This is a genomic window from Pseudonocardia sp. EC080619-01 (assembly GCF_001420995.1).
In the GTDB taxonomy this organism is placed as follows: domain Bacteria; phylum Actinomycetota; class Actinomycetes; order Mycobacteriales; family Pseudonocardiaceae; genus Pseudonocardia.
This window is the reverse complement of sequence record NZ_CP012184.1, coordinates 886657-911180: the sequence shown is the minus strand read 5'-3', so window position 1 is coordinate 911180 and position 24524 is coordinate 886657. Positions and strand designations below refer to the sequence as shown.

The following is a 24524-nucleotide window of genomic DNA, read 5'->3' as shown; positions in this document are numbered from 1 at the left end:
AGCGGTCGGCGGGGCCGGCCCGCCGTGACTCCACTGCGTCCTCCCGCGCCGTCACTCCACGGTGACCGACTTCGCCAGGTTGCGCGGCTTGTCGACGTCCCGCCCGAGCGCGACGGCGACGTGCCGGGCCAGCATCTGCAGCGGCACGGTCAGCAGCAGCGGGGCCAGCTCGGGCTCGGTGCGCGGCACCCGCAGCACGGCGTCGGCGAGCCCGTCGGGCAGGTCGGTGTCGGTCACCGCGATCACCGGGCCGCCGCGGGCCCGGATCTGCTCGATCGTCCCGATGTTCTTCGCGAACAGGTCGTCACCGGGGACCAGCACCACGCTGGGCATCTCCGGCGTGATCAGTGCCAGCGGGCCGTGCTTGAGCTCGGAGGCGGGGTAGGCCTCGGCGTGGACGTAGGAGATCTCCTTGAGCTTCTGGGCGCCCTCCCGCGCGACGGGGCTGCAGCGGGTGCGGCCGACGAAGAACATCGACGACGCGTCGGCGTACCGCTTCGCGACCTCGGCGATCTCCCCGTCCTGTTCGAGGACGGTGTCGATGTGGCCGGGCAGCGCGGCCAGCGCCTCGACGACCCGCCTCCCGTCGGCGACCGACAGGTCCCGGACCCGGCCCAGCAGCACGGCCAGCATCGCGAACGACACGGCCATGTTCGTGACGGCCTTCGTCGAGGCGACGGAGACCTCCGGCCCCGAGTGCAGGAACACCCCGGCACCGCACTCGCGGGAGATCGCCGAGCCGATCACGTTCACCGCGCCGATCACGCGTCCGCCCTTGCGGCGCAGCTCCTGCACGCAGCCCAGCGTGTCGGCGGTCTCGCCGGACTGGCTGACCGCGACGTAGAGACAGTCGGGGTCGACGACCGGGTTGCGGTGCCGGAACTCCCCGGCGGGCTCGGCCGACGCCGGGATGCGCGCCAGCTCCTCGACCAGCCCGGCGCCGATCTCCCCGGCGTAGTAGGCGGAGCCGCAGCCGAGGAACAGGACCCGGCGCACCCCGCGCAGGTCCCGCGGGTCGAGCTCCAGCCCGCCGAGCCGGGTCGTGGAGAACCGGGTGTCGAGACGGCCGGCCAGTGCACGGCGCACGGCGTCCGGCTGCTCGGCGATCTCCTTGGCCAGGAAGTCCGGGTGCCCGCCGAGCGCGTAGTCCTCGGACTCGGTGTCCACCGTGGTCGGCGGGATCCGGGTGGCGCCCTCGATCCCGTCGGCCCGCACGGTGACGAGCTCGCCGTCGTCGAGGAAGACGACCTGGCGGGTGTGCCGGACGACGGCGGCGAGGTCGGAGGCGACGACCATCTCGCCGTCGCCGATCCCCAGGACGATCGGGCTGCCGTTGCGGGCGACGACGATCTCCTCGGGGCGGTGCGCGTCGACGACGGCGAGCCCGTAGGTGCCCTCGACCGGCGCGAGCGCGGTCCGGACGGCGTCGGCGAGGGTCGGGGCGCCGGCGTCGAACGCCTCGGCGATCAGGTGCGGGAGCACCTCGGTGTCGGTGTCGGACACCGGCCGGACCCCGCGCGCGACCAGCCCGGCACGCAGCCCGTCGGCGTTCTCGATGATCCCGTTGTGGACGACGGCGATGCGCCCGGACGCGTCGGTGTGCGGGTGCGCGTTGCCCTCGCTCGGCTCTCCGTGGGTCGCCCACCGCGTGTGCGCGATCCCGGTCCGGCCGCGCGGCGGTTCGTCGCCCAGCACGTCCCGCAGGTCGTCGACCCGCCCCGCGGTGCGGCGCACGGTGACGCGCCTGCGGTGCACCACGGCGAGCCCCGCCGAGTCGTACCCCCGGTACTCCAGCCGGGCCAGCCCGTCCAGCAGCACCGCCGCGGCCTCCCGCGGCCCGACGTACCCCACGATCCCGCACATGCAGGTCTCCCTCCCTGGTCAGCCGTAGACGATCCGGCGCAGCCGGCGCTGCGAGATCTCGCCGGGCGCGACGACGCGGGCGGCGAGCTCGGCGGCGATGTGCGGCCAGATCTCGTCGTTGCGCCGGTCCCGGGACTGCAGCTCGCGGTGCCGCCGCCGGACGAACTCCTCGGTCGTCTCCCCGAAGTGGGCGACGACGTCGGCGACCACACGGGCCGCGACGGGTTCCCCGAGTCCGGTGGTGGCGGCCACGTGGCGCACGAGATCCGGATCCACGGCGGTGATCCTCCCCGCCACGGGCCCGGAGTGCCACGATCCTGCCCGGAATCGGGCAGGGAATGGGCCGATCAGTCGTCGCGGGAGATCCGGAAGGTGAAGGTGAGCTGCCGCCATCCGCCGTCCGGGACGGTCCCGTCGGGCATCGCACCGGTCCGCGGTACGAAGTCGACGATCAGGTCCTCCTTCACCCCGAAGACGGCGTCGGAGTCCAGGTGCGCCCCGCCGGCGACGAACAGCTGGGTGATCAGCTCCCGGTACCCGTCGGCCGTGATGAGGAAGTGCAGGTGCGGCGCCCGGAAGGGGTGCCGCCCGGTCGCGTCGAGCATCGAGCCGACCGGCCCGTCGGCCGGGATGGGGTACGCGGCGGGCAGGATCGAGCGGAACCGCAGCCGTCCGTCGTCGCCGGTGCGGAACCGGCCGCGCAGCACCGGTCCGTCCTCCTCGGGCAGCTGCAGGTCGTAGAAGCCGTCCTCGTCGGACTGCCAGACGTCGACGACCGCCCCCGGGACCGGCCGGTCGTCGGTCCCGGTCACGGCGACGTCGACCCACAGCGGGGTGCCCTTCTTCCCCGCCGAGACGTCGGCGCCCTGGGCGAGCTCCGGTGGTCCCTCGGTGTAGAACGGCCCGAGCACCGCGGACGACGTCGTGTCCGGCGTCCGCGAGTGGGTCAGCACGTCGACCACGCTGGACAGCCCGAGGGTGTCCGAGAGCAGCACGAACTCCTGCCGCCGCTCGTCGGTGGCGTGCCCGGTGGCGGTGAGGAAGTCGATCGCGGCCTGCCACTCCGCCTGGGTGAGCTCGTGGGTGCGGGCGTAGCCGTGCAGCGCGCGGACGAGTCCGGTGAGGAGCTCGCGCAGCCGCGGGTCGCCGGCCCGGAACGAGTCGACGACCTGGGCGGTCAGCCGGTCGAGCGGGCCGGCGACCGGGTCGGCGGGCTCCTGCGGGACCGGCCGGGCACCGGCCCACGCCCGTCCGAGCAGGTCCCGGATCCCGTCCCGGGTGAGCGGCACCGGGTTCGGATAGGGCCGCTGCACCGCGAGGTCGGCGACGCGGTCCAGGCCGGCCTCGGTGACGCCGAGGTCCCGCAGCGCTGTCGGCCCGCCCGCGGAGACCACGAGGTCGTGCACCGCACCGGCCGGGGCCGCGGTGCCGAGCACCTCGCCGAGCCGGGGGAGCGCGGCCGCGTTGAGGGCGATCACGTGCGGCAGCAGGACGGTGTGGGTGGGCGCGTGCGGCAGGTCCAGCGTCCCGCCGAGGGTGTGCGCGAGCTTGTGCTGCACCCCCATCCCGACCCGGTCCAGGCAGGTCCCGGCCAGCCACGCACCGCGCAGCAACTGCTCGGGGTCCCCGGACCGCAGGCCGGCGACGAGCACGCGCACCGCCTCGACCGCGACGGCGTCGGTGAGCGGGGTCGCGCCCGCCCCGTAGAGCGCCTCCACGGCGTGCGCGAGGGCGTTCACCGCGCTCGGCACCGCGACCGCGGCGGGCAGGTCGCGGACCAGGTCGGTGTCGTAGACGACGGTCTCCGGACGGATCGCCTCGTCGGTCCGGGTGGTCTTGACGCCGCCCTCGGTCTCACCGAGCACCGCGGTGCACTCCGAGCCCGAGTACGTCGACGGCAGCACCACCTGGTCGGCCCCGGTCCGCACGGCGATCGCCTTGGACAGCCCGATCGCCGACCCGCCGCCGACGGCCACGACGCAGTCGGCCCCGGCCTCCCGGAACGCGGCGAGCGCCTCCGCGGTGACCTCCACCGGCGTGTGGACGACGGCCCGCGGCGACCGGCCGGCCAGCAGCGGCCCGAGCACGTCGGCGACCCGCTCACCGGCACCGGACGGGCTGCGCCCGGCGACGAGGAACACGCGGGACCGGCCGAGCCGCTCCACCTCGTCGCGGACGGTCCCGAGGGTGCCCGTCCCGAACAGCACGCGGGTGGGGGCCGGTTCGTGGACGAGGGACATGCGGGATACCTCCGGGGCGTCGGCGATCCGGTCGTGCGCCCGTCAGTATGGTTGAGAGGTCAACGATCGTCCAGGCGGCGCTCGGTGCCGCGGGGCCCGAGCAGGCGGGCCGCGTCGGCGGCGGCGCTCTCGCTGATCTCGCCGGAGATCCGTTCGATGAAGGCGTCCATCGTGGACTGCATCCGGGCCCGGAACGAGCTGAGCAGCGCCGTCGTCGCGACCGGTTGCAGGCCCTCGACCACGGTCTGGATCCGTGGCACGCCCTCCGCGGGCAGCCCGTCGCGGACGTAACCGGCCCAGACCTGCTCGGCGAACAGCTCGACGAACAGCTCCGCGATGTGCCCGGTGTGCTCGTCGAGGTGTTCGCGCAGGGTCAGGACGGCCTCGAGCGGGATACCGAGCCGGACCGCGTCCCCGCCGGCCCGCACCATGTCCGGCCGCAGGATCCGGATCCGGCCGGGACCGGCCGGCTCGACCAGCCCGGCCTCGCGCAGCCGTGCCGTCGTGACCCCCGGCCCCGCCGTCCCGGGCCCGGCGTCCCCGGGGTCGCCCCGGAGGGCGTCCAGGGCCTCCGGTGGCAGGCCCATCCAGCCGGCGAGGGCGTCCTCGTCGATCTCGACGGGCTCCTCGGGACGCCACGGGGCGAGCATGCCGCGGTAGAGCCGCAACGCGTCCTCGGCCGCGCGGTCCGGGTCCTGGCGCACCAGCACCTCGATGGCACCCAGGGTGAACCCGCGACGGCGCAGGCCGTTGACGAGATCGAGCCGGTCGAGGTGCTCGTCGGTGTAGCGGGCGGCACGTCCGGCCATCCGTGCGGGCGGGAGCAGCCCGCGTGAGACGTAGGTGCGGACGTTGCGCACGCTCATCCCGGCCCGGTGGGCCAGCTCCTCGATCGGATAGTCCGCCACCGCCGCGATGCTAGTGACGACGATCGTGACACCGCCTGCCGGTGATCCTATGTAACGTTCTCGGTCGATACGTCAGGGCGGTATCGGTGCAGCTCACACGGTCGTGCCGGTTCCAAGTTGCCGGATCGCCCGCGATCCGGTCCGATGGTCGGCAGCCACGACGGGGAGGTCGGCCATGAGCGACACCGGTACCGCGCTGCCCCGCGGACTCCGGCGGGCACGCCGGGCCGCGGCCCGCTTCACCACGCCCCTGCTGCCCGACGACTACCTCCTCCTGCTCAACCCGCTCTGGTCGGCGCGGGAGCTGCGCGGCCGGGTCGTGAAGATCGTCCGGGAGACGTCCGACGCCGCCACGCTGGTGATCCGGCCGGGGCTCGGCTGGTCGTTCGGCCACCGGGCGGGCCAGTACGTCGGCATCGGCGTCCAGGTCGAGGGCCGGTTCCACTGGCGGTCGTACTCGCTCACCTCCGAGCCGCGGCGCGACCGCAGGCACATCTCGGTCACGGTGAAGGCGATGCCCGAGGGCTTCCTGTCGAAACACCTGGTCGACGGCGTCGGGCCGGGCACCATCGTGCGTCTCGCGCTGCCGCGGGGCGAGTTCGTCCTGCCCGACCCGCCGCCGTCGCGGCTGCTGTTCCTGACCGCGGGCAGCGGGATCACGCCGATCATGGCGATGCTGCGCACCCTGGACCGGCGCGGCACCGTGCCCGACACCGTCGTCGTTCACTCGGCACCCCGCAGCGGGGACGTCATCTTCGCCGCCGAGCTCGAGCGGCTGGCGCAGCGGCACCCGTCGCTGCGGCTGCACCGGCACCTCACCGGCGAGCGCGGCAGGCTCACGCCCGACGACCTCGCGCGCTACTGCCCGGACTGGTCCGAGCGCAGCACCTGGGCGTGCGGACCGTCGGCGATGCTCGACGAGGCGGAGGAGCTCTGGTCGTCGGCCGGGTGCGACGACCGGCTGCACGTCGAGCGCTTCTCCGCCTCGCTGCGCGGGGGAGAGGCCGAGGGCGGCACGGTGACGTTCGCGCGCCGGGGCTCGGCCGTCGCGGGGACCTCCACCCCGGACGACGGCGACGTCGCCGCCACCGTGGAGATCGACGGCGCGACGACCCTGCTGGAGGCCGGTGAGTCCGCGGACCTGGACCTGCCCTACGGCTGCCGGATGGGCATCTGCCACACCTGCGTCGTCGGCCTGCGGTCGGGGACCGTCCGCGACCTGCGCGACGGCAGCGAGCACCGCGCCGACCCCGACACCCCCGCGGAGAAGGTGCAGACCTGCGTCACGGCCGCCGCCGGCGACTGCGTCCTCGAGATCTGAGACCCGCACGACCGACCCGACACCGGAGGGAGCCCACCGTGGCCATCTCGGACGTCCAGGAGTTCGCCCACCTCACCGACGCCGACGTCGAGGCGATCGGACGCGAGTTCGACGCGATCCGCGCCGACGTCGAGGAACGGCGCGGCCAGTCCGACGCGGACTACATCCGCAGTCTGATCACCTGGCAGCGCCGGCTCACCGTCGCCGCCCGGGCCACCCTGTTCGGCAGCCGGGTCCCCGCCCTGTGGGCCGCCGGCACCGCCATGCTCTCGGTCGCCAAGATCCTCGAGAACATGGAGATCGGGCACAACGTCATGCACGGCCAGTGGGACTGGATGAACGATCCGGAGATCCACTCGTCGACGTGGGAGTGGGACAACGTGTGCCCGGCCGAGCAGTGGCGGCACTCCCACAACTACCTGCACCACACGTATACGAACGTGATCGGCAAGGACAAGGACGTCGGGTACGAAATCCTCCGGGTCCGCGCCGACCAGCCCTGGCACCCGGTCTACCTCGGCCAGCCCGTGTGGAACGTGCTGCTGATGCTGCTCTTCGAGCACGGCGTCTCGCTGCACGACCTCGACGTCGAGGGCCTGCTGAAGCTCAGCGTGGACGATCCCGCGGAGTTCCGGCGCAAGCTGCGCGACGTGGGCCGCAAGCACGCCCGGCAGATGCGCAAGGACTACGTGCTGTTCCCGCTGCTGACGGGCCGTGCGTTCGTCCCGACACTCGCCGCGAACGCCACGGCCAACGTGGTCCGCAACGTCTGGTCCTACGCGATCATCTTCTGCGGGCACTTCCCGGACGGCGCCGAGGTGTTCACCGAGGAGGAGCTCGACGACGAGACGCGTGGCGAGTGGTACCTGCGCCAGCTGCTCGGGTCGGCGAACTTCGGCGGCAACCGCCTGATGCACGTGATGTCGGGCAGCCTCGGCTACCAGATCGAGCACCACCTCTTCCCGAACCTGCCGTCGAACCGGTACCCGGAGATCGCCGTGACGGTGCGGGAGGTCTGCGACAAGTACGACCTGCCCTACACGACGGGTCCGTTCCCCCGGCAGTTCTGGCAGGCGACCCGGTCGATCTGGCGGCTCTCCCTGCCGGCGCGGGGGATCCGGGAGCGGGAGCACCGCCGGGAACGACGGGGTCTGCGCCGCAGGCCCACGCGCACCGAGGTGGCCTGACCACCGCCCGTACCCGGGAAATCGCGGCCCGACCTGCGGGAACGCCGGTAACCGCCCCCCCTGTTCAGGCACCTCGGACGGTCCTGTAACTTTCTCTCTGTCAGCGAGTGAGCCGGACAGAACGGGCCCTGGAGGCCCGGTCAACAGGCCCGCTGGCCACTACGACCCCCCGGTCGGCCTTCGAGTTTGTTGTGGGTTTACGGTGGTGGGGTCAAGGCGATCCGCCTTCTGGATCCGGTCGGGAGATCGGTGATGGTGGTGCGGGTGTCTTTTGAGAACTCAACAGTGTGTCGAGCTATTATATGGTTTGGCGTTTTTGTGCCAGATTGTTTGTTTGGCTGCCGGTGCGACCCCGTCGTGCTGGTGGGCCAGTTGTTTGTAAGTCAGGGTTTTTGTTGGAGAGTTTGATCCTGGCTCAGGACGAACGCTGGCGGCGTGCTTAACACATGCAAGTCGAGCGGTAAGGCCCTTTCGGGGGTACACGAGCGGCGAACGGGTGAGTAACACGTGGGTGACCTGCCCTCCACTCTGGGATAAGCCCGGGAAACTGGGTCTAATACCGGATAGGACCTCTCAACGCATGTTGGGTGGTGGAAAGTTTTTTCGGTGGGGGATGGGCCCGCGGCCTATCAGCTTGTTGGTGGGGTGATGGCCTACCAAGGCGGTGACGGGTAGCCGGCCTGAGAGGGCGACCGGCCACACTGGGACTGAGACACGGCCCAGACTCCTACGGGAGGCAGCAGTGGGGAATATTGCGCAATGGGCGGAAGCCTGACGCAGCGACGCCGCGTGGGGGATGACGGCCTTCGGGTTGTAAACCTCTTTCGCCAGGGACGAAGCTTTTGTGACGGTACCTGGAGAAGAAGCACCGGCCAACTACGTGCCAGCAGCCGCGGTAACACGTAGGGTGCGAGCGTTGTCCGGAATTATTGGGCGTAAAGAGCTCGTAGGCGGTGTGTCGCGTCGGCCGTGAAAACTTGGGGCTTAACTCTGAGCGTGCGGTCGATACGGGCATCACTTGAGTTCGGCAGGGGAGACTGGAATTCCTGGTGTAGCGGTGAAATGCGCAGATATCAGGAGGAACACCGGTGGCGAAGGCGGGTCTCTGGGCCGATACTGACGCTGAGGAGCGAAAGCGTGGGGAGCGAACAGGATTAGATACCCTGGTAGTCCACGCCGTAAACGTTGGGCGCTAGGTGTGGGGACCATTCCACGGTTTCTGCGCCGCAGCTAACGCATTAAGCGCCCCGCCTGGGGAGTACGGCCGCAAGGCTAAAACTCAAAGGAATTGACGGGGGCCCGCACAAGCGGCGGAGCATGTGGATTAATTCGATGCAACGCGAAGAACCTTACCTGGGTTTGACATGCACAGGATCGCGGCAGAGATGTCGTTTCCCTTGTGGCCTGTGTGCAGGTGGTGCATGGCTGTCGTCAGCTCGTGTCGTGAGATGTTGGGTTAAGTCCCGCAACGAGCGCAACCCTTATTCCATGTTGCCAGCACGTAGTGGTGGGGACTCATGGGAGACTGCCGGGGTCAACTCGGAGGAAGGTGGGGATGACGTCAAGTCATCATGCCCCTTATGTCCAGGGCTTCACACATGCTACAATGGCTCATACAGAGGGCTGCGAGACCGTGAGGTGGAGCGAATCCCTTAAAGTGAGTCTCAGTTCGGATCGGGGTCTGCAACTCGACCCCGTGAAGTTGGAGTCGCTAGTAATCGCAGATCAGCAACGCTGCGGTGAATACGTTCCCGGGCCTTGTACACACCGCCCGTCACGTCACGAAAGTTGGTAACACCCGAAGCCGGCGGCCCAACCCTTGTGGAGGGAGTCGTCGAAGGTGGGACTGGCGATTGGGACGAAGTCGTAACAAGGTAGCCGTACCGGAAGGTGCGGCTGGATCACCTCCTTTCTAAGGAGTCTCACCATGTGGTGGGGCACCGGCTCGTTTCTTTCGTTTCTTCTGAAATGTGGGAATGTGTTGGTTCCTTAACTGAGATCGCACTGTCGGCCCCGAGTGTGGGTCGGGTGTGACTGGGTGGAACGCAACGAACGTCAGGCTGTGGTTCGGCACACTGTTGGGTCCTGAGGGGACACCGGTTTGGTGGGTGTTGTCTTTGGCCGCGTGGGTTCTGGGTTGTCCTAACGCCTTCTGGTTGGGGGTGGTGGTTGCCTGGGGTCTTCTGTGGTTGTGGGTTGAGTGTTGCATAGTGGATGCGAGCATCTTGTTGTGGTCAAGTTGTTAAGAGCACATGGTGGATGCCTGGGCATCAGGAGCCGATGAAGGACGTGGGAGGCCGCGATAGTCCTCGGGGAGTTGTCAACCGAACTGTGATCCGAGGGTGTCCGAATGGGGAAACCCAGCACCCGTCATGGGGTGTTACCCGTACCTGAATTCATAGGGTGCGTGGAGGGAACGTGGGGAAGTGAAACATCTCAGTACCCACAGGAAGAGAAAACAACAGTGATTCCGTGAGTAGTGGCGAGCGAAAGCGGAAGAGGCTAAACCGTGTCCGTGTCAAGCTGGCAGGTGTTGCGGATGCGGGGTTGTGAGACGTGCTGTTCATCTTCTGCCGAGGATGGGACGGTCCAGTGTTTGTGTTAGCGGAACGACTCTGGGATGGTCGGCCGTAGTGGGTGAGAGCCCCGTACGCGAAAGCATGAGTCTGGTCGTGGGCATTGTTCTCGAGTAGCAGCGAGCTCGTGGAATTTGCTGTGAATCTGGCGGGACCACCCGTCAAGCCTAAATACTACCTGGTGACCGATAGCGGACTAGTACCGTGAGGGAAAGGTGAAAAGTACCCCGGGAGGGGAGTGAAATAGTACCTGAAACCGTGTGCTTACAAGCCGTCAGAGCCTGGAGCAGTCTTGTGCTGCAGGGTGATGGCGTGCCTTTTGAAGAATGAGCCTGCGAGTTATGCTTCGTGGCGAGGTTAACCCGTTGTGGGGTAGCCGTAGCGAAAGCGAGTCCGAATAGGGCGGTGGAGTCGCGGGGTGTAGACCCGAAGCGGAGTGATCTACCCATGGCCAGGGTGAAGCGTCGGTAAGACGTCGTGGAGGCCCGAACCCACCAGGGTTGAAAACCTGGGGGATGAGCTGTGGGTAGGGGTGAAAGGCCAATCAAACTTCGTGATAGCTGGTTCTCCCCGAAATGCATTTAGGTGCAGCGTCGTGTGTTTCTCATCGGAGGTAGAGCACTGGATGGCCTAGGGGGCCGACAAGCTTACCGAAGTCAGCCAAACTCCGAATGCCGGTGAGTGAGAGCGCGGCAGTGAGACTGCGGGGGATAAGCTTCGTGGTCGAGAGGGAAACAGCCCAGATCACCGGCTAAGGCCCCTAAGCGTGCGCTAAGTGGGAAAGGATGTGGGATCGCCCGGACAACCAGGAGGTTGGCTTAGAAGCAGCCACCCTTGAAAGAGTGCGTAATAGCTCACTGGTCAAGTGGTCCTGCGCCGACAATGTAGCGGGGCTCAAGCGCACCGCCGAAGCCGTGGCAATGACATCTTGTGGTGTTGTTGGGTAGGGGAGCGTCCTGCATCTGGTGAAGCCCGGGAGTGATTTACGGGTGGAGGGTGTGGGAGTGAGAATGCAGGCATGAGTAGCGAATGCAGAGTGAGAATCTCTGCCGCCGGATGACCAAGGGTTCCTGGGCCAGGTTGTTCCGCCCAGGGTGAGCCGGGACCTAAGGCGAGGCCGTCAGGCGTAGTCGATGGACAACGGGTTGATATTCCCGTGCTCGTGATAGTGCGTCCATGCCGGGGCCGGTGATGCTAACCATCCGAACCCACCTTCGCTCCTTCGGGAGTGTTGTTTGTGGGGGAGCGTGGGATCCGATCCGGTAGTAGGCAAGTGATGGGGTGACGCAGGAGGGTAGCTCCGCCACGCGGTGGTTGTCGTGGTGTAAGCCTGTAGCCCGAGTCCTAGGTAAATCCGGGGCTCATTGAGGGTGAGAGGTGATGCGTAGCCGATTGAGGCGAAGAGGGTGATCCCATGCTGTCGAGAAAAGCCTCTAGCGAGTGCTGTTGCGGCCCGTACCCCAAACCGACACAGGTGGTCAGGTAGAGAATACCGAGGCGATCGAGCGAACTGTGGTTAAGGAATTCGGCAAAATACCTCCGTAACTTCGGGAGAAGGAGGGCCATCTGCCTTGAAGCCCCTTTGCGGGCTAGGGGTGGGTGGTCGCAGAGACCAGGCCCAAGCGACTGTTTACTAAAAACACAGGTCCGTGCGAAGTCGCAAGACGATGTATACGGACTGACGCCTGCCCGGTGCTGGAACGTTAAGAGGACCTGTTAGCTCCTTTGGGGGCGAAGCGGAGAATTTAAGCGCCAGTAAACGGCGGTGGTAACTATAACCATCCTAAGGTAGCGAAATTCCTTGTCGGGTAAGTTCCGACCTGCACGAATGGCGTAACGACTTGGGCGCTGTCTCGACCACAGACTCGGCGAAATTGCATTACGAGTAAAGATGCTCGTTACGCGCGGCAGGACGGAAAGACCCCGGGATCTTTACTATAGCTTGGTATTGATGCTCGGTTCGGCTTGTGTAGGATAGGTGGGAGACTGTGAAGTCGTCACGCTAGTGGCGGTGGAGTCGTTGTTGAAATACCACTCTGGTCGAATTGGGTGTCTGAACCTCGGGCCATGATCTGGTTCAGGGACAGTGCCTGGTGGGTAGTTTAACTGGGGCGGTTGCCTCCTAAAGAGTAACGGAGGCGCCCAAAGGTTCCCTCAGCCTGGTTGGCAATCAGGTGTTGAGTGTAAGTGCACAAGGGAGCTTGACTGTGAGACTGACGGGTCGAGCAGGGACGAAAGTCGGGACTAGTGATCCGGCACCTCCTGGTGGAAGGGGTGTCGCTCAACGGATAAAAGGTACCCCGGGGATAACAGGCTGATCTTGCCCAAGAGTCCATATCGACGGCATGGTTTGGCACCTCGATGTCGGCTCGTCGCATCCTGGGGCTGGAGTAGGTCCCAAGGGTTGGGCTGTTCGCCCATTAAAGCGGTACGCGAGCTGGGTTTAGAACGTCGTGAGACAGTTCGGTCCCTATCCGCCGCGCGCGTTGGAGACTTGAGGAAGGCTGTCCCTAGTACGAGAGGACCGGGACGGACGAACCTCTGGTGTGCCAGTTGTCCCGCCAGGGGCACGGCTGGTTGGCTATGTTCGGGAGGGATAACCGCTGAAGGCATCTAAGCGGGAAGCCTGTTCCAAGATGAGGTCTCCCACCACCTTGAGTGGGTAAGGCTCCCAGTAGATGACTGGGTTGATAGGCCGGAGATGGAAGCCTTGTGAGGGGTGGAGTTGACCGGTACTAATAGGCCGAGGGCTTGCCACAACATGTTGTTCGCATCCACTGTGTGACCCTGAGTCCACAACCCTTGGTTGTGTGGTCTCTGTTTCCTGGGTCTTCTTGTGTCCCACCGTGGTGTGGGGTGTGAGGGGGTGTGGGGATGTAATTGGATAGTGTTGTCGGTGGTTATGGCGGTAGGGGAACGCCCGGTCCCATTCCGAACCCGGTAGCTAAGCCTTCCTGCGCCGATGGTACTGCACTCGACAGGGTGTGGGAGAGTAGGTCGCCGCCGACATTCAACATTTCAGGGGATCCCTCGGACCGTTTCGGTCCGGGGGATTTTCTGCGTTCTAGGCCCGGTTTCTGACGGCGGTCCGGCGGGCCGGCGGTCCGGTGGGTCCGGGGCGCGGGTCCTGGGGTGTCGTCGACGCCGGATGGGTGTGTCGTCTGCGGTCGTCGTGCGTTCCGCGGGACGCCGCCAGGTCCGCGGGACACCGCCAGGACGGGGAACACCGCCGGGACCGCGCAACGCTGCCAGGACCGCGCAACGCCGCCAGGTCCGCGGAACGCCGCCAGGACCGCGCAACGTTGCCAGGACCGCGTTCCGCGGAACGCGGTCGGGACGCGGACGGATTCTCGGAGCGCGACCTGCCCGACCGGCGTGCGCCGACCCGGCGCCGACCGGGCGCCGACCTTGGGCCGACCCGCTGGCGAGCGGCTCCCACAGCACTCCCGGGGCCCACAGACCGTTCTGCGCGTTCCGCGGAACGCGCCCGCACGGCGTCCCCCAGGTCGTTCACACTGGCGGCGCCGGCGGCTGCCTGGTGGGGTCGGGAGGGTGTGAGGAGAGTGCGCCGTCGCCGGCACCTGAACGGAGGACGGGTCCCGCCCGGGGGACCCGGCACCGGTGGACATGTCCCTCGTGGCTGGGGTGGCCCGGTGGCGGGCGGCTCCCATGACTCTCCGTCGGCCCGCGCGGACGGTGGTGCGCGTTCCGCGGAACGCGCACCCCTGGGTCCCCAGTACGCCGTTCCCGCTGGTGGGGCCGGTCGGGTCTGAGGAGGACGGACCGCCGTCGGCACCCGAGCGGAGGGCGTGCGTGGCCCGGACACCTGACATCGGTGCCGGCTCGCCCGTCGTGCCGCTGGAGCCGCGTGCGTTCCGCGGAGCGCAGCGGAGCGGACCACCTCGGCCGCCGCGCCGGGTCGCTGCGACGTGTCGGTGCGCGTTCCGCGGAACGTTCCGGGTGGGTGACGTTGCACAGGAATGGAGCCGCGGTGACGGAGGTGGTCCCCCGAACCGGCAGCCTGCCGGACCCGACGGGATGCGTTCCGCGGAACGCGGGGTCCGGCTGGGTCCGTGGTCCGTGGCGCAGGACTGATGGTGCGGAGTGCGTTCCGCGGAACGCGCCGGTGCACGGCGCTCCGAGGTGACGGCCCGACGCTCGGCCCGTCGCCTCGCAGGCGCGGGAGGACCGAGCGGCGTTCCGCGGAACGCGCATCGTCAGGGTCTGCGAGCGCCGTCGCTCGTTCGCACTGTATGCCCGATGAACGCCCACGCTGCCGTGTGCGTCGGGACCCGCGCTCTCTGCCGATCTGCGGCCCCGTGCACGGGATGGCGTCCGGCGCGCCGTGTGCCCGAGTGCGTTCCGCGGAACGTGACCGGCGCGGCGTTCCGCGCGGTCGCGGCACGGCCTGTGTGGACCGTGGACGGCACCGCGTCGCGGGACGGGGGCCGCGCTCCGGGACGCGCCGCACGCCGACCACCGATGTGGGCGCCTGCTCGTCCTGCAGCCCGTCCTGTGCTCCCGTGCACAGATCGATGTATGCAGAACGGAGATTTGTATACTTGAGCGTGGGTCGATCCGGAGGCCCGTCGTCGTCGAGGAAGGTCCGCATGAGCACCGCAACTCCCGCCCGTCCCTGCTTCCATCTCGCGATCCCGGTCGACGACCTGGCGGCCGCCCGCCGGTTCTACGGCGACGTGCTGGGCCTGCCCGAGGGCCGGTCGTCGGACATGTGGGTCGACTGGAACTTCCACGGCCACCAGGTCGTCACGCACGTCGCCCCGCGGTCGACCCCGCCCGCGCACAACCCGGTCGACGGGCACGACGTCCCGGTGCCGCACTTCGGGCTGGTGCTTCCGGTGGCCGGGTTCCACGAGCTGGCGGACCGGCTCCGCGCGGCGGGCACCGCGTTCGTCATCGAGCCGTACCAGCGGTTCGCGGGCGAGCCCGGGGAGCAGTGGACGATGTTCCTGACCGACCCCGCCGGAAACAACCTGGAGTTCAAGGCGTTCGCCGACGAGTCCCAGATCTTCGCGAAGTAGATGTCCCGCACCAAGGCCGGCGCGATCCACGAGACGCTGCGCGACGAGATCGTCGCCGGCCATCGCGCGCAGGGCTCCGTTCTCGACGAGGCCGAGCTCGCCGCGACGTTCGGCGCCTCCCGGACACCGGTCCGGGAGGCGCTGCGCCGCCTGCAGAGCGAGGGGTTGCTGACCACCGGCAGCCGTCGTCAGATGCGGGTCGTCGACCTGTCCGGCCACCGCAGCGACGCGCACCGGCGGGAGATCGCCACGGTGCGCGTCGCGCTGGAGGGGGCCGCGGCGGCCGAGGCGTGCACCGTGCACACCGAGGGGGAGGTCGATCCGCTGCGGGTCGCCGTCCTGCGCCAGCGGCGGGTCGCCGCGACCGGGGACGTCGAGGGCTTCCTCGCCCTCGACGAGGAGTTCCACCGCGATCTCGCCGCGCTCGCCCGGATGCCCACGCTGTCGCTCCTCCTCGAGCAGCTCGGTGCGTTCGTCCGGCTCGCCCGGCAGGGCGTCCCGACCGACACCGGGCACATGCTCGGTCTCGCCGACGAGCACGATCACCTGCTCGACCTGCTGAAAGACCGCGACCCGGGTGCGCTGCGGGAGGCGCTGTCGTCGCACATCCACGACCTGGGTCCGCGCGGGAGTCGCAACGAGTTCTAGACCGAACAGGGGTCGGCGGGAACCCGACGGCCCCCGTGTACGACAGTGACGGTATGGACTGTCAGCTGTGCCGCGAGGTGGTGTCCGCCGCCCTCGACGGCGAGGCCGCCCCCGAGGAGCGCGCGGCGGCCGACGTGCACCTCGACGGGTGTCCCGCCTGTCGCACGTACGCCGCCGGCGCCGAGCGCGTCACCCGCCTCACCCGGGTACGCCCGGCGGAGGAGGTACCGGACATCGCGGCCGCGGTGCTGTCGGCGCTCGGCGTCGACGACCCCGACACCGTGGCCGTCCCGTCGGCCCGGCCGGACCTGACCTGCCTGGCCGGGGGCTGCTGCGGCGGCGACGTCGTCGCCGATGTCGTCCCCGGTGCCGAGCGGTCGGCGTGCGGCTGCCTGGCCAGCTGCGGCTGCGGCTGCCAGGACGGCGCTCCGTGCCGGTGCGGCACGAAGGCCGCCTGAGCACCGGCGCGGACCGGGGACCACCCCCGTGACGGCACCGGCCGGGGCCTGCCATCCTGGCAGGCGTCGCGCACGACCCGCACCGTCCGGCGCGCGGGCCACGGCGAGGAGCAGGAGGGACCGCATGAGCGAGCAGCCTGCCCCCCACGCCTCGACGAGCCCCGAACTGGAGGACGAGCTCACCCGGATCGCCTGGCGCGTGGAGCGCTGGATCGACCCCGGGCCAGCCGCCGTCGTCGCGGGCGCGTCCGTCGCCGCGATCTCGGCGTCGCTGCTGATGCCCTGGTCCGTCCATGCCGACGGCTGGCAGATCCTGGCCGGACACGTCGTGATGGGTCCGCTGCCGCGGCTGTTCACCGTGGTCGCGGCCGTCGGGCTGGTCGTCTCCGTCCTCGCGCTCCTGACCCGGTTCTGGCCACTGGCCTGGACGGCGGCGACCTGCACCGGGATCGGTGCGCTGACCGGCCTGTGGGCGGTGTGGGCACGGCAGACCGGGAGCCCGGAGGCCGACATCGGCCCGGGGCTGGTGGTGACCGTGCTCGGCGTCTGCGTGCTGTTCGCGACCTGGGCCCGGATCGTCGTCGCCGCCGGCACGCACGTGCCGGGAGCCCCACCGGCCTGACCTCAGCCGGCCGTCCGCAGCCCCGCACGGACGGCGAGGGCCCGCACCGCGGCGGCGACCTGGTCCGGCGACTCGTGCACCGGGGTGTGGCCCGTGCCGAGCACGACGAGCTCGCCGTCGCCGACCGCCGCGGCCAGCTCGGCCGCGCGCTCCACCGGCCGCGTCGGGTCGTGCCGTCCGTGCACGACGGTCACCGGCATCGTCAGCGCCGCGAGCCGCGGTTCGAGATCGAGGTCGCGCTGGCTCGCGAGCACCTGGGCGACGGCCTCCGGTGTCACGCCCGCGGCGTAGTCGCGCAGTACGGCCGCGAACTCCGCCGTGGGAGGCGTCGCGAACGAACGGTCCAGGACGGCCTGCCGCAGCTCCGGGCCCCACGCGGTGCGGACCCGCTCGATGATCGCGTCGACGTCGCCGTGTCCGCGCATGTGCGCCCCGGTCCCGACGGCCAGGAGCCCGGCGACCAGCTCCGGCCGCTCCGTCGCCAGCCACAGCGCGACCGCTCCGCCGGTCGAGTGCCCGATCAGCAGGACCGGGCCGCGCCCGGCCGCGGCGACGGCGTCCCCGATCCGGTCCGCGACGGCGGGCACCGTCCACGGGCCGGAGCCGGTCAGCCAGTCGACCGGCTCGACGTCGAAGCCGTCGCCGAGGGTCGCGGCCAGCGCGTCGAACACGGCGGGGGAGCACAGCGTCCCCGGCACCGCGACGACCGGCACCGGCCGGCCGGGTCCGCTCCCGCTCATCCGGCCAGTGTGGCGCGCCGGCCCTCGGCCAGGTCCTCCAGGTCGGACACCGCGGCGTCGGCCTGGGGGAGCGCCAGCATCGCCCGCTGCGCGCGGCGCATCTGCGCGCGCACCGGGGCACCGCGGTCGCCGAGCAGCTCGGCGCAGGTCTCCGCGACCTGCGCGGGGTCGGGTGGGCAGTGCGCGCCGATCCCGAGCGCGGCGACCCGCTCGGCGTTGTGCTCCTGGTCGCCGAACTGCGGCAGCACCGCGAGGGGCACCCCGTGCCGGACGGCCTCCCGGACGCCGTTGTAGCCGCCGTGGGTGAGGAACAGGTCGGCGCACTGGAGCAGCAACGGCTGCGGCACCCAGGGCGACGGGTGCACGTGGTCCGGGAGGTCGACGTCGTCGAGCGGCAGCCCGCCCGTGGACAGCACCACCTCGGCGTCGAGCCGTGACACGGCGTCGACGACCGTGCGCAGCGCGACGTGCGGGTCGACCGGGCCGCGGGGCGGCGGCTCGCCGGCGCGGGCGGCGTCCTCACCGCGCCGGGCCATCATCGGCATCGCGGTCCCGATGCCGGCCAGCACCAGCGGGCGCCCGGCCGGGAGCTCGCCGATCCAGGCCGGCAGGGTCTCGCCACGGGCGACCTGGTCGTCCTGCCGGAACGCGAGCGGAGCCGTGATCCCGGGTGCGGCCAGCGAGAACTCGGCCGGCATGCAGTCCAGCCTGCCCCAGCGGTGCAGGGCCGCCGGGTCGGCGGGCGCCGCGAACCCGAGGTCGCGGCGGCGCTCGGCGAGGGCGTCGGCGACGATCTCCGGGGTCAGTACGTTGCCCGCACCCGACGGCGCCGCCACGCACGGGACACCCAGGTGCTCCGCGACCAGCAGGCCGGCGGTCTCGCCGCCGTCGCGCAGCACCAGGTCGGGCTTGCCGTCGCGGTCGCACACCTCCAGCAGCGCCCGCGCCGAGCCGGTGACCTGCGGGCCCGCGAACAGCGTCGGCAGCATGGCCCGGGTCAGCTCGGTCGTGCTCAGCGACGCCGGGTCACCGAGCGCGGCGAGGACCGGCCCCAGGTGCTCGGCGGCCTCGGTCATCGGCGCGAACACCGCCTCGACCCGCACCGGGGCGTCGGCGAACACGCCCGCGACGTCCGGCGCGCAGGCGACGACGACGTCGTGCCCGGCCGCGCCCAGTGCCCGCGCGAACGGCAGCACCGCCCGGCCGTGGGAGGGGGACCCGGTCACGCTGCAGAGGACTCGCACCCCTCGATGATCATCCGAGTGGTTGCGGGATGCAAACGGTCAGCTCCGGGTCCACCGGCCGAGCACCATCAGCGTGCGGGTACCGGTGACGGTCCCGGTCCGCCGCAGCCGGTCCACGACCTCCTGCAGGTGGTCGAGGTCGCGGACCCGCATCTGGACGAGCGCGTCGAGGTCCCCGGCGACGGTGTAGACGGCCTGCACCTCGGGCTGGCGGGACGCCGTCTCGACGATGTCGCCGACGCTCGTCGCACCGGCGTAGCGGACCTCGCTGAACGCCTCCACCGGCCAGCCGAGCCTGCGGTGGTCGACCTGCACGGTGAAGCCGGTGATCACCCCGGTCTCGCGCAACCGGTCCACCCGGCGCTTCGTCGCCGCGGTGGACAGCCCGACCCGGCCGGCCATGTCGGCGAAGGTGCGGCGGCCGTCCTCGTGGAGCAGCCGGAGCAGCGCGTGGTCGATGCCGTCGACCTCGGGGTTGTCGGGCACGGGACCTCCGGCGCAACGATGTCCTGTCTATCGGGTGGTACAAGCGTATCCGTTGCGTCTTCGTGGCGAACTTGCTGCGCTGCATTGCGCCGGTGGTCGGCGTCACGTTGTCCTGTACGCACCGTGCCGGGCGCCGCGCGGGCCGGGCACCCCGGTCCGCGCCCCACCACCGACTCGACGAGGAGCCACGCATGAACGGTCCGACCGAGGTCGGTGTGACCCTGGACGACAAGTACGTCGCCACCCGCGGCCGCGCGCCGATGACCGGCGTGCAGGCCCTCGTCCGGCTCACCCTCGCCCAGGCCCGGCTCGACGCCGGGCGCGGGTTCGACACCGCGTCGTTCGTCTCCGGCTACCAGGGCTCCCCGCTGGGCGGCCTGGACACCGAGTTCGGCCGCGCGCGCACCCACCTCGACGCGGCCGGCGTCGTCTTCCGGCCGGGGCTGAACGAGGAGCTCGCCGCGACCGCCGTCGCCGGCACCCAGATGCTCGACGCCGTCCCGGGCGCCCGGCACGACGGCGTCGTCGGGTACTGGTACGGCAAGAACCCCGGTCTCGACCGGGCCGCCGACGCGATCCGGCACGGCAACCTGGCCGGCACCGCGCGGCTCGGCGGTGCCGTCGCGATCATCGGCGACGACCCGTCCTGCAAGTCCTCCACCGTGCCCAGCTCCTGCGAGCCGATCGCGCAGAGCCTCTGCCTGCCGCTGCTCGCGCCGGGCTCGGTGTCCGAGGTGGTCGAGTTCGGCCTGCACGCCGTCGCGCTGTCGCGGGCCACCGGGCTCTGGACCGGACTGAAGATCATCGCCGACGTGGCCGACGCGTCGTCCACGGTGGAGCTGGGAGCGCTCGACCCGGACCTGCTGGGTGTGCCGCTCCCGCCCGCGACCGACCGGGCGCAGGCCGGAGCGCTCGTCGGCCCGGCCGCGGTCGACGCCGAGCACGACCAGCTCACCCGGCGTCTCGACCTCGCCCGCCAGTACGCCCGCGAGACCGGACTCAACCGCGTCACCTTCGACGCCCGCGAGGCCCGGCTGGGGATCCTCGCCTCCGGCACCGGCTACGCGACCGTGCTCCGTGCCCTCGACGACCTCGGCCTCGGTGAGGGCGAGCTCGACGCGCTCGGCGTCCGGCTGATCCGCCTCGCGATGCCGTTCCCGATCGACCGCGACGCGCTCGCCGGCCTGGTCGAGGGACTGTCCGAGGTGCTCGTCGTCGAGGACAAGGTGCCGTTCCTCGAGGGGCACCTGCGCGACGCCCTGTACGGCCGCGACCACCGGCCGCGGATCACCGGCCGCCGCGACGACCGCGAGCGCCCGCTGCTCACCGCCCGCGGCCAGCTCTCCGCCGAGGACGTCGCCCGTGCCGTCGCCGCGCGGCTCACCGCGTGCGGGGCGACGCTCCCGGCCGGGGCCGTCGCGCACCTCGACCGGCTCGCCCCGCCGAAGCCGTCCCGGATCACCGTCCCGATGGCCGGCGACCTCGGCAGCCGCACCCCGTACTTCTGCTCCGGCTGCCCGCACAACACCTCGACCCGGACCGCGGACGACACGCTCGTCGGCGTCGGGATCGGCTGCCACGCGATGATCGCGCTGGACGGCGAGCACCGCGGCCGCCAGGTCGGGCTGACCCAGATGGGCGGCGAGGGCGCCCAGTGGTTCGGGCTCGCCCCCTTCACCGACGACCGCACGCTGGTGCAGAACCTGGGCGACGGGACCTTCCACCACTCCGGCTCGCTCGCGATCCGGGCGGCCGTCGCCGCCGGGGTCACGATGACCTACAAGCTGCTCTACAACGACGCGGTCGCCATGACCGGCGGCCAGCGCGCCGAGGGCCGGATGGGCGTCCCCGAGATCACCCGCTCGCTCGCGCTCGAGGGCGTGCGCCGCATCGTGGTCACCACCGACGAGCCGCAGCGCTACCGGCGCATCGCGCTCGACCCGATCGCGTCGGTGCGCCACCGCGACGACCTGCCCGGCGCCGAGCGGGAGCTGGCCGCCGTCGACGGCGTCACCGTCCTGATCCACGACGACCGCTGCGCCGCCGAGGAGCGACGCCTGCGCAAGCGCGGGAAGCTCCCCGTCCCGGCGGAGAAGGTCGTGATCAACGAGCGGGTGTGCGAGGGCTGCGGCGACTGCGGCGACAAGAGCACCTGCCTGTCGGTGCTCCCGGTCGAGACCGGGTTCGGCCGCAAGACGCGCATCCACCAGGCGTCCTGCAACTCCGACCTGTCCTGCCTGAAGGGCGACTGCCCGTCGTTCCTGATGGTCACCCCCGGCACCCCGCGCCGCCGCGGGATCCCGCCGCTGCCGGTCACCCTCACCGACCCGGAGCCGCGCACCACCGGCGACTCCACGCTGATCCGGATGCCGGGCATCGGCGGCACCGGCGTCGTCACCGCGTCGGCGGTCCTGCAGATGGCCGCCCACCTCGACGGCCTCTGCGCCGCCGGGCTGGAGCAGGTCGGGCTCGCGCAGAAGGGCGGCCCCGTCGTCTCCGACGTGCGGATCTCCAAGCAGCCCGTCGACGGCATCCTGCGGGCCTCCCGCGGCACCGCCGACGTCCTGATCGGGATGGACCTCGTCGGGACGGCCACCGACGCCACCCTCGCGGTCGCGCGGCCCGGGCACACCGTCGCCGTCGTCACCACCTCCCTGATGCCGACCGCGGCCATGGTCACCGGCCGGGTCGTGCTGCCCGGCTCCACCGACGACGCCGTCGAGCGGATCGGGCGGGTCACCCGCGACCTGCTGACCGTCGACGCCCAGACGCTCGCCGAGGCGCTCTTCGACGACCACCTCCCGGCCAACATGCTGCTGCTCGGCGCCGCCTACCAGTACGGGGTGCTGCCGGTGTCCGCCGAGGCCCTGGAGCAGGCGGTCCGGCTGAACGGCGCCGCGGTCGAGCGCACGCTCACCGCGTTCCGCTGGGGCCGGGCCGCCGCGATCGACGCCGCCGCGGTGCACGCCGCGCTGGTCGCGCCCGAACCGGCCGCGGTCGCGGTCGACGGGACGTCCGGCGCGCTCGCCCGCTCCGTCGCGTCCGGCGACGAGTCCTTCGAGGACCTGCTCGCCACCCGGATCGCCGACCTCACCGGCTACCAGGACGCCGGCTACGCCCGCCGCTACGCCGAGGAGGTCCGCCGGGTCGCCGCGATCGCGAGCGTCCGGGCGGGCGACGACGCCGGCACCCGGGTCGCCGCGGCCTACGCCCGCGGCCTGCACACGCTGATGGCCTACAAGGACGAGTACGAGGTCGCCCGCCTGCACCTCGACCCGGTCGAGGTCGCGCGCCGCGCGAGCGAGTACGGCCCGGACGCCCGGGTCTCGGTGATGCTGCACCCGCCGGTGCTGCGGGCGCTGGGCATGCAGCGCAAGATCGCGCTCGACGGGCGGGTCGCGGCGCCCGCGTTCCGGGCGCTGCGCGCGGCGCGCCGGCTGCGCGGCACGGCGCTGGACGTGTTCGGCCTGGCCGGGGTGCGCCGCGTCGAGCGGGAGCTGATCGGGGAGTACCAGGCGCTGGTCCGGGAGGCGCTGGACGCGCTCGACCCCGGCACCGCGGAGGAGGTCGTCGCGGTCGCGGAGACGGCGTCGATCGTCCGGGGCTACGAGGACGTCAAGCTCGCGAACGTGGAGCGTTTCCGTGCCGCGGCCGCCGAGCGCCTGGCCGCCCTGCGCGGCTGAGTGCCGCCGGGGCCGGGCGCGGTCGGGCGCGGTCGGGCGCGGGCTACTTCAGCAGCTTCTGCACCTCGCGGAACCGCGGGTGGGTCGCGTCGCGCAGCCACTCGAACAGCACCATCTCCGAGGTGACGACCTCCGCGCCGGCCGCCCGCGCCCGGTCCAGCGCGACGGACTTGTCGCGGGGGTCCCGGGAGCCGGTCGCGTCGGCGGCGACCAGCACCCGCCGACCGTCGGCCAGCAGCTGCAGGACCGTCTGCAGCACGCAGACGTGCGCCTCCATCCCGGTCACGACGATCTCCGAGCGGCCGGGCGGGAGCAGCCCGGACCCGTCGGCGGCGAACCGGGACTTCGGCGTCACCAGGTGCGGGTACCCGGAGAGCTGTCCGACGGTGGGCCCGAGCTTGTCCGGGACCTGCTCGGTGGCCAGTACCGGCACACCGAGCAGGCCCGCGCCCTCGGCGAGCCGCGCGGCCCGTGCGACGACCTCGTCGCCGTCGTGGATCGCGGGGGCGAGGCGTTCCTGGAGGTCGACCAGCAGCAGGACGGCGTCGTCGGCGGTCATCAGCACGGACCGACCGTAACGCGGGGACTCACTCGCAGGCGACGCCGTCGTTGTCGCGGTCGAGCTTGGCGGCGTACCCGGGCTGGCCGCGGTAGAGGGGGGCGGCGCCCGCGGCGCGCGCGGCCGTGCAGTTCTTGTAGTAGGTCCCGCCGGACGACGCCGGGGCCTTCGCCGCGGGAGCCTTCGTCGCCGGGGCCTGCGCGACCGGGCGGGGTGCGGCGGTGCGCGGTGCCTCGGTGCGCGGGGCGGCCTGCAGCGCGGCCTTCCGCTCGGTCGTCGGGGCGGCCTGCCGGGTGGCGGGCTCGGTGGAGGCGCCGCAGCTGCGGCCGCCGGCGTCGAGGGCGGTCAGCCCGGCCAGGTACGACGCCGAGGCGTTGTTCCCGCCCCGGTAGACGCCGGTGTGGGTGGCCGGGACCATCAGCCGGCCGAAGTCGCCGGACGCGGTGCCGACGTAGCGCACCTCGCGGCCGTACCGGTCGAGGTCGACGCCCGGCTCCCGGGTCAGGGTGACGGTCGCGCCGGACAGCCACCGGCGGGCCGCCGCCGTGGCGTCGCGGCCCCCGGTCGTGCCGGTCTCGCAGGAGTCGATCCCGATCACCCGGATCCGCCGGTCGCCGACGCGGAACGTGTCGCCGTCGGTCACCGAGGTGACGACGACGGTCTCGGCGCCGGTCCCGTAGCCGGTCGACCCGCTGCCGGAGCCGGTGCCCGCTGGCGCCGCGGGGGACGAGGTCGTCGCCGGGGCCGCCGCGGGCGCGACGGCGGCCGCGGCGGCGTCGGTGATCGTCGGCTCGTCCGGGCCGCCACAGGCGCACACGGTGGCGGCGACGACGAGAACGGTGCCGAACAGACCGGCCTTGGACACGGGTTTCCTCCGGGAGGACAGGGAGCGTGGTCCGGCGGATGCCGGATACGGCCGGTTCGTCGACGGTGACGGAGTAAGCGTT

At 71.1% G+C, this 24524-nt stretch carries 16 protein-coding genes and 3 rRNA genes; 10 read left to right on the top strand and 9 right to left on the bottom strand.

The window, feature by feature from the left end:
- Positions 1–51: 51 nt before the first annotated feature.
- The 4 genes from glmS to AD017_RS04170 all read right to left on the bottom strand — a co-directional run bounded on the left by glmS (position 52) and on the right by AD017_RS04170 (position 5011).
- On the bottom strand, positions 52–1863 hold the full coding sequence (glmS, locus tag AD017_RS04185) for a glutamine--fructose-6-phosphate transaminase (isomerizing) (RefSeq protein ID WP_010225305.1): 1812 nt from the start codon (positions 1861–1863) through the stop codon (positions 52–54).
- Between the two features lie 18 nt (positions 1864–1881).
- Positions 1882–2139: a hypothetical protein gene (locus AD017_RS04180; protein ID WP_075300804.1), complete on the bottom strand. Its 258-nt coding sequence runs from the start codon at positions 2137–2139 to the stop codon at positions 1882–1884.
- A 71-nt stretch (positions 2140–2210) separates the two neighbouring features.
- Complete coding sequence (locus tag AD017_RS04175) at positions 2211–4103, bottom strand: maleylacetate reductase and hydroxyquinol 1,2-dioxygenase domain-containing protein (RefSeq protein ID WP_060572998.1); 1893 nt, start codon at positions 4101–4103, stop codon at positions 2211–2213.
- Positions 4104–4162: 59 nt separating this feature from the next.
- Positions 4163–5011: a MerR family transcriptional regulator gene (locus AD017_RS04170; protein WP_060572996.1), complete on the bottom strand. Its 849-nt coding sequence runs from the start codon at positions 5009–5011 to the stop codon at positions 4163–4165.
- 175 nt (positions 5012–5186) lie between these two features.
- Between AD017_RS04170 and AD017_RS04165 the strand changes: the two genes are divergently transcribed.
- The 9 genes from AD017_RS04165 to AD017_RS04125 all read left to right on the top strand — a co-directional run bounded on the left by AD017_RS04165 (position 5187) and on the right by AD017_RS04125 (position 16865).
- Positions 5187–6332, top strand: a complete 1146-nt coding sequence (locus AD017_RS04165; RefSeq protein ID WP_060572994.1) for a ferredoxin reductase — start codon at positions 5187–5189, stop codon at positions 6330–6332.
- A gap of 38 nt (positions 6333–6370) precedes the next feature.
- Positions 6371–7519 (top strand): fatty acid desaturase, encoded by a 1149-nt coding sequence (locus AD017_RS04160; RefSeq protein ID WP_060572992.1) that lies wholly within the window; start codon positions 6371–6373, stop codon positions 7517–7519.
- A gap of 392 nt (positions 7520–7911) precedes the next feature.
- Positions 7912–9431, top strand: a 16S ribosomal RNA gene (locus AD017_RS04155).
- 320 nt (positions 9432–9751) lie between these two features.
- Positions 9752–12854, top strand: a 23S ribosomal RNA gene (locus tag AD017_RS04150).
- Between the two features lie 133 nt (positions 12855–12987).
- Positions 12988–13104 (top strand): 5S ribosomal RNA (rrf, locus tag AD017_RS04145).
- The 16S, 23S and 5S rRNA genes sit together here, the layout of an rRNA operon.
- A gap of 1601 nt (positions 13105–14705) precedes the next feature.
- Entirely contained in the window at positions 14706–15137 is a 432-nt protein-coding gene (locus tag AD017_RS04140; RefSeq protein ID WP_060572990.1) for a VOC family protein, read from the top strand.
- Complete coding sequence (locus tag AD017_RS04135) at positions 15138–15785, top strand: GntR family transcriptional regulator (protein ID WP_060572988.1); 648 nt, start codon at positions 15138–15140, stop codon at positions 15783–15785.
- Positions 15786–15838: 53 nt separating this feature from the next.
- Positions 15839–16243, top strand: coding sequence for a zf-HC2 domain-containing protein (locus tag AD017_RS04130; protein WP_010230945.1), 405 nt, complete (start codon positions 15839–15841; stop codon positions 16241–16243).
- A gap of 124 nt (positions 16244–16367) precedes the next feature.
- Positions 16368–16865 (top strand): hypothetical protein, encoded by a 498-nt coding sequence (locus tag AD017_RS04125; RefSeq protein ID WP_010230943.1) that lies wholly within the window; start codon positions 16368–16370, stop codon positions 16863–16865.
- 2 nt (positions 16866–16867) lie between these two features.
- On the opposite strand, the gene AD017_RS04120 is transcribed toward AD017_RS04125, so the two are convergent.
- From AD017_RS04120 to AD017_RS04110, 3 genes are read right to left on the bottom strand one after another with little or no spacing between them, the layout of a single operon-like run.
- On the bottom strand, positions 16868–17605 hold the full coding sequence (locus AD017_RS04120; protein WP_139323823.1) for an alpha/beta fold hydrolase: 738 nt from the start codon (positions 17603–17605) through the stop codon (positions 16868–16870).
- Positions 17602–18831, bottom strand: a complete 1230-nt coding sequence (locus AD017_RS04115) for a glycosyltransferase (protein ID WP_060572985.1) — start codon at positions 18829–18831, stop codon at positions 17602–17604. The genes AD017_RS04120 and AD017_RS04115 overlap by 4 nt, the downstream gene beginning before the upstream one ends.
- A 57-nt stretch (positions 18832–18888) precedes the next feature.
- Complete coding sequence (locus tag AD017_RS04110) at positions 18889–19335, bottom strand: Lrp/AsnC family transcriptional regulator (protein WP_060572983.1); 447 nt, start codon at positions 19333–19335, stop codon at positions 18889–18891.
- A 191-nt stretch (positions 19336–19526) separates the two neighbouring features.
- Here AD017_RS04110 and AD017_RS04105 point away from each other — a divergent pair, with 191 nt between their 5' ends.
- A complete protein-coding gene (locus tag AD017_RS04105; RefSeq protein WP_060572981.1) occupies positions 19527–23018 on the top strand; it encodes an indolepyruvate ferredoxin oxidoreductase family protein in 3492 nt (1163 codons plus the stop codon).
- A 43-nt stretch (positions 23019–23061) separates the two neighbouring features.
- Here the strand turns inward: AD017_RS04105 and AD017_RS04100 are convergent, their stop codons facing one another.
- Both AD017_RS04100 and AD017_RS36005 read right to left on the bottom strand, forming a co-directional pair.
- Complete coding sequence (locus AD017_RS04100; protein WP_170918201.1) at positions 23062–23577, bottom strand: isochorismatase family protein; 516 nt, start codon at positions 23575–23577, stop codon at positions 23062–23064.
- A gap of 28 nt (positions 23578–23605) precedes the next feature.
- Positions 23606–24442 (bottom strand): excalibur calcium-binding domain-containing protein, encoded by an 837-nt coding sequence (locus AD017_RS36005; protein WP_060572979.1) that lies wholly within the window; start codon positions 24440–24442, stop codon positions 23606–23608.
- Between the last annotated feature and the right edge of the window lie 82 nt (positions 24443–24524).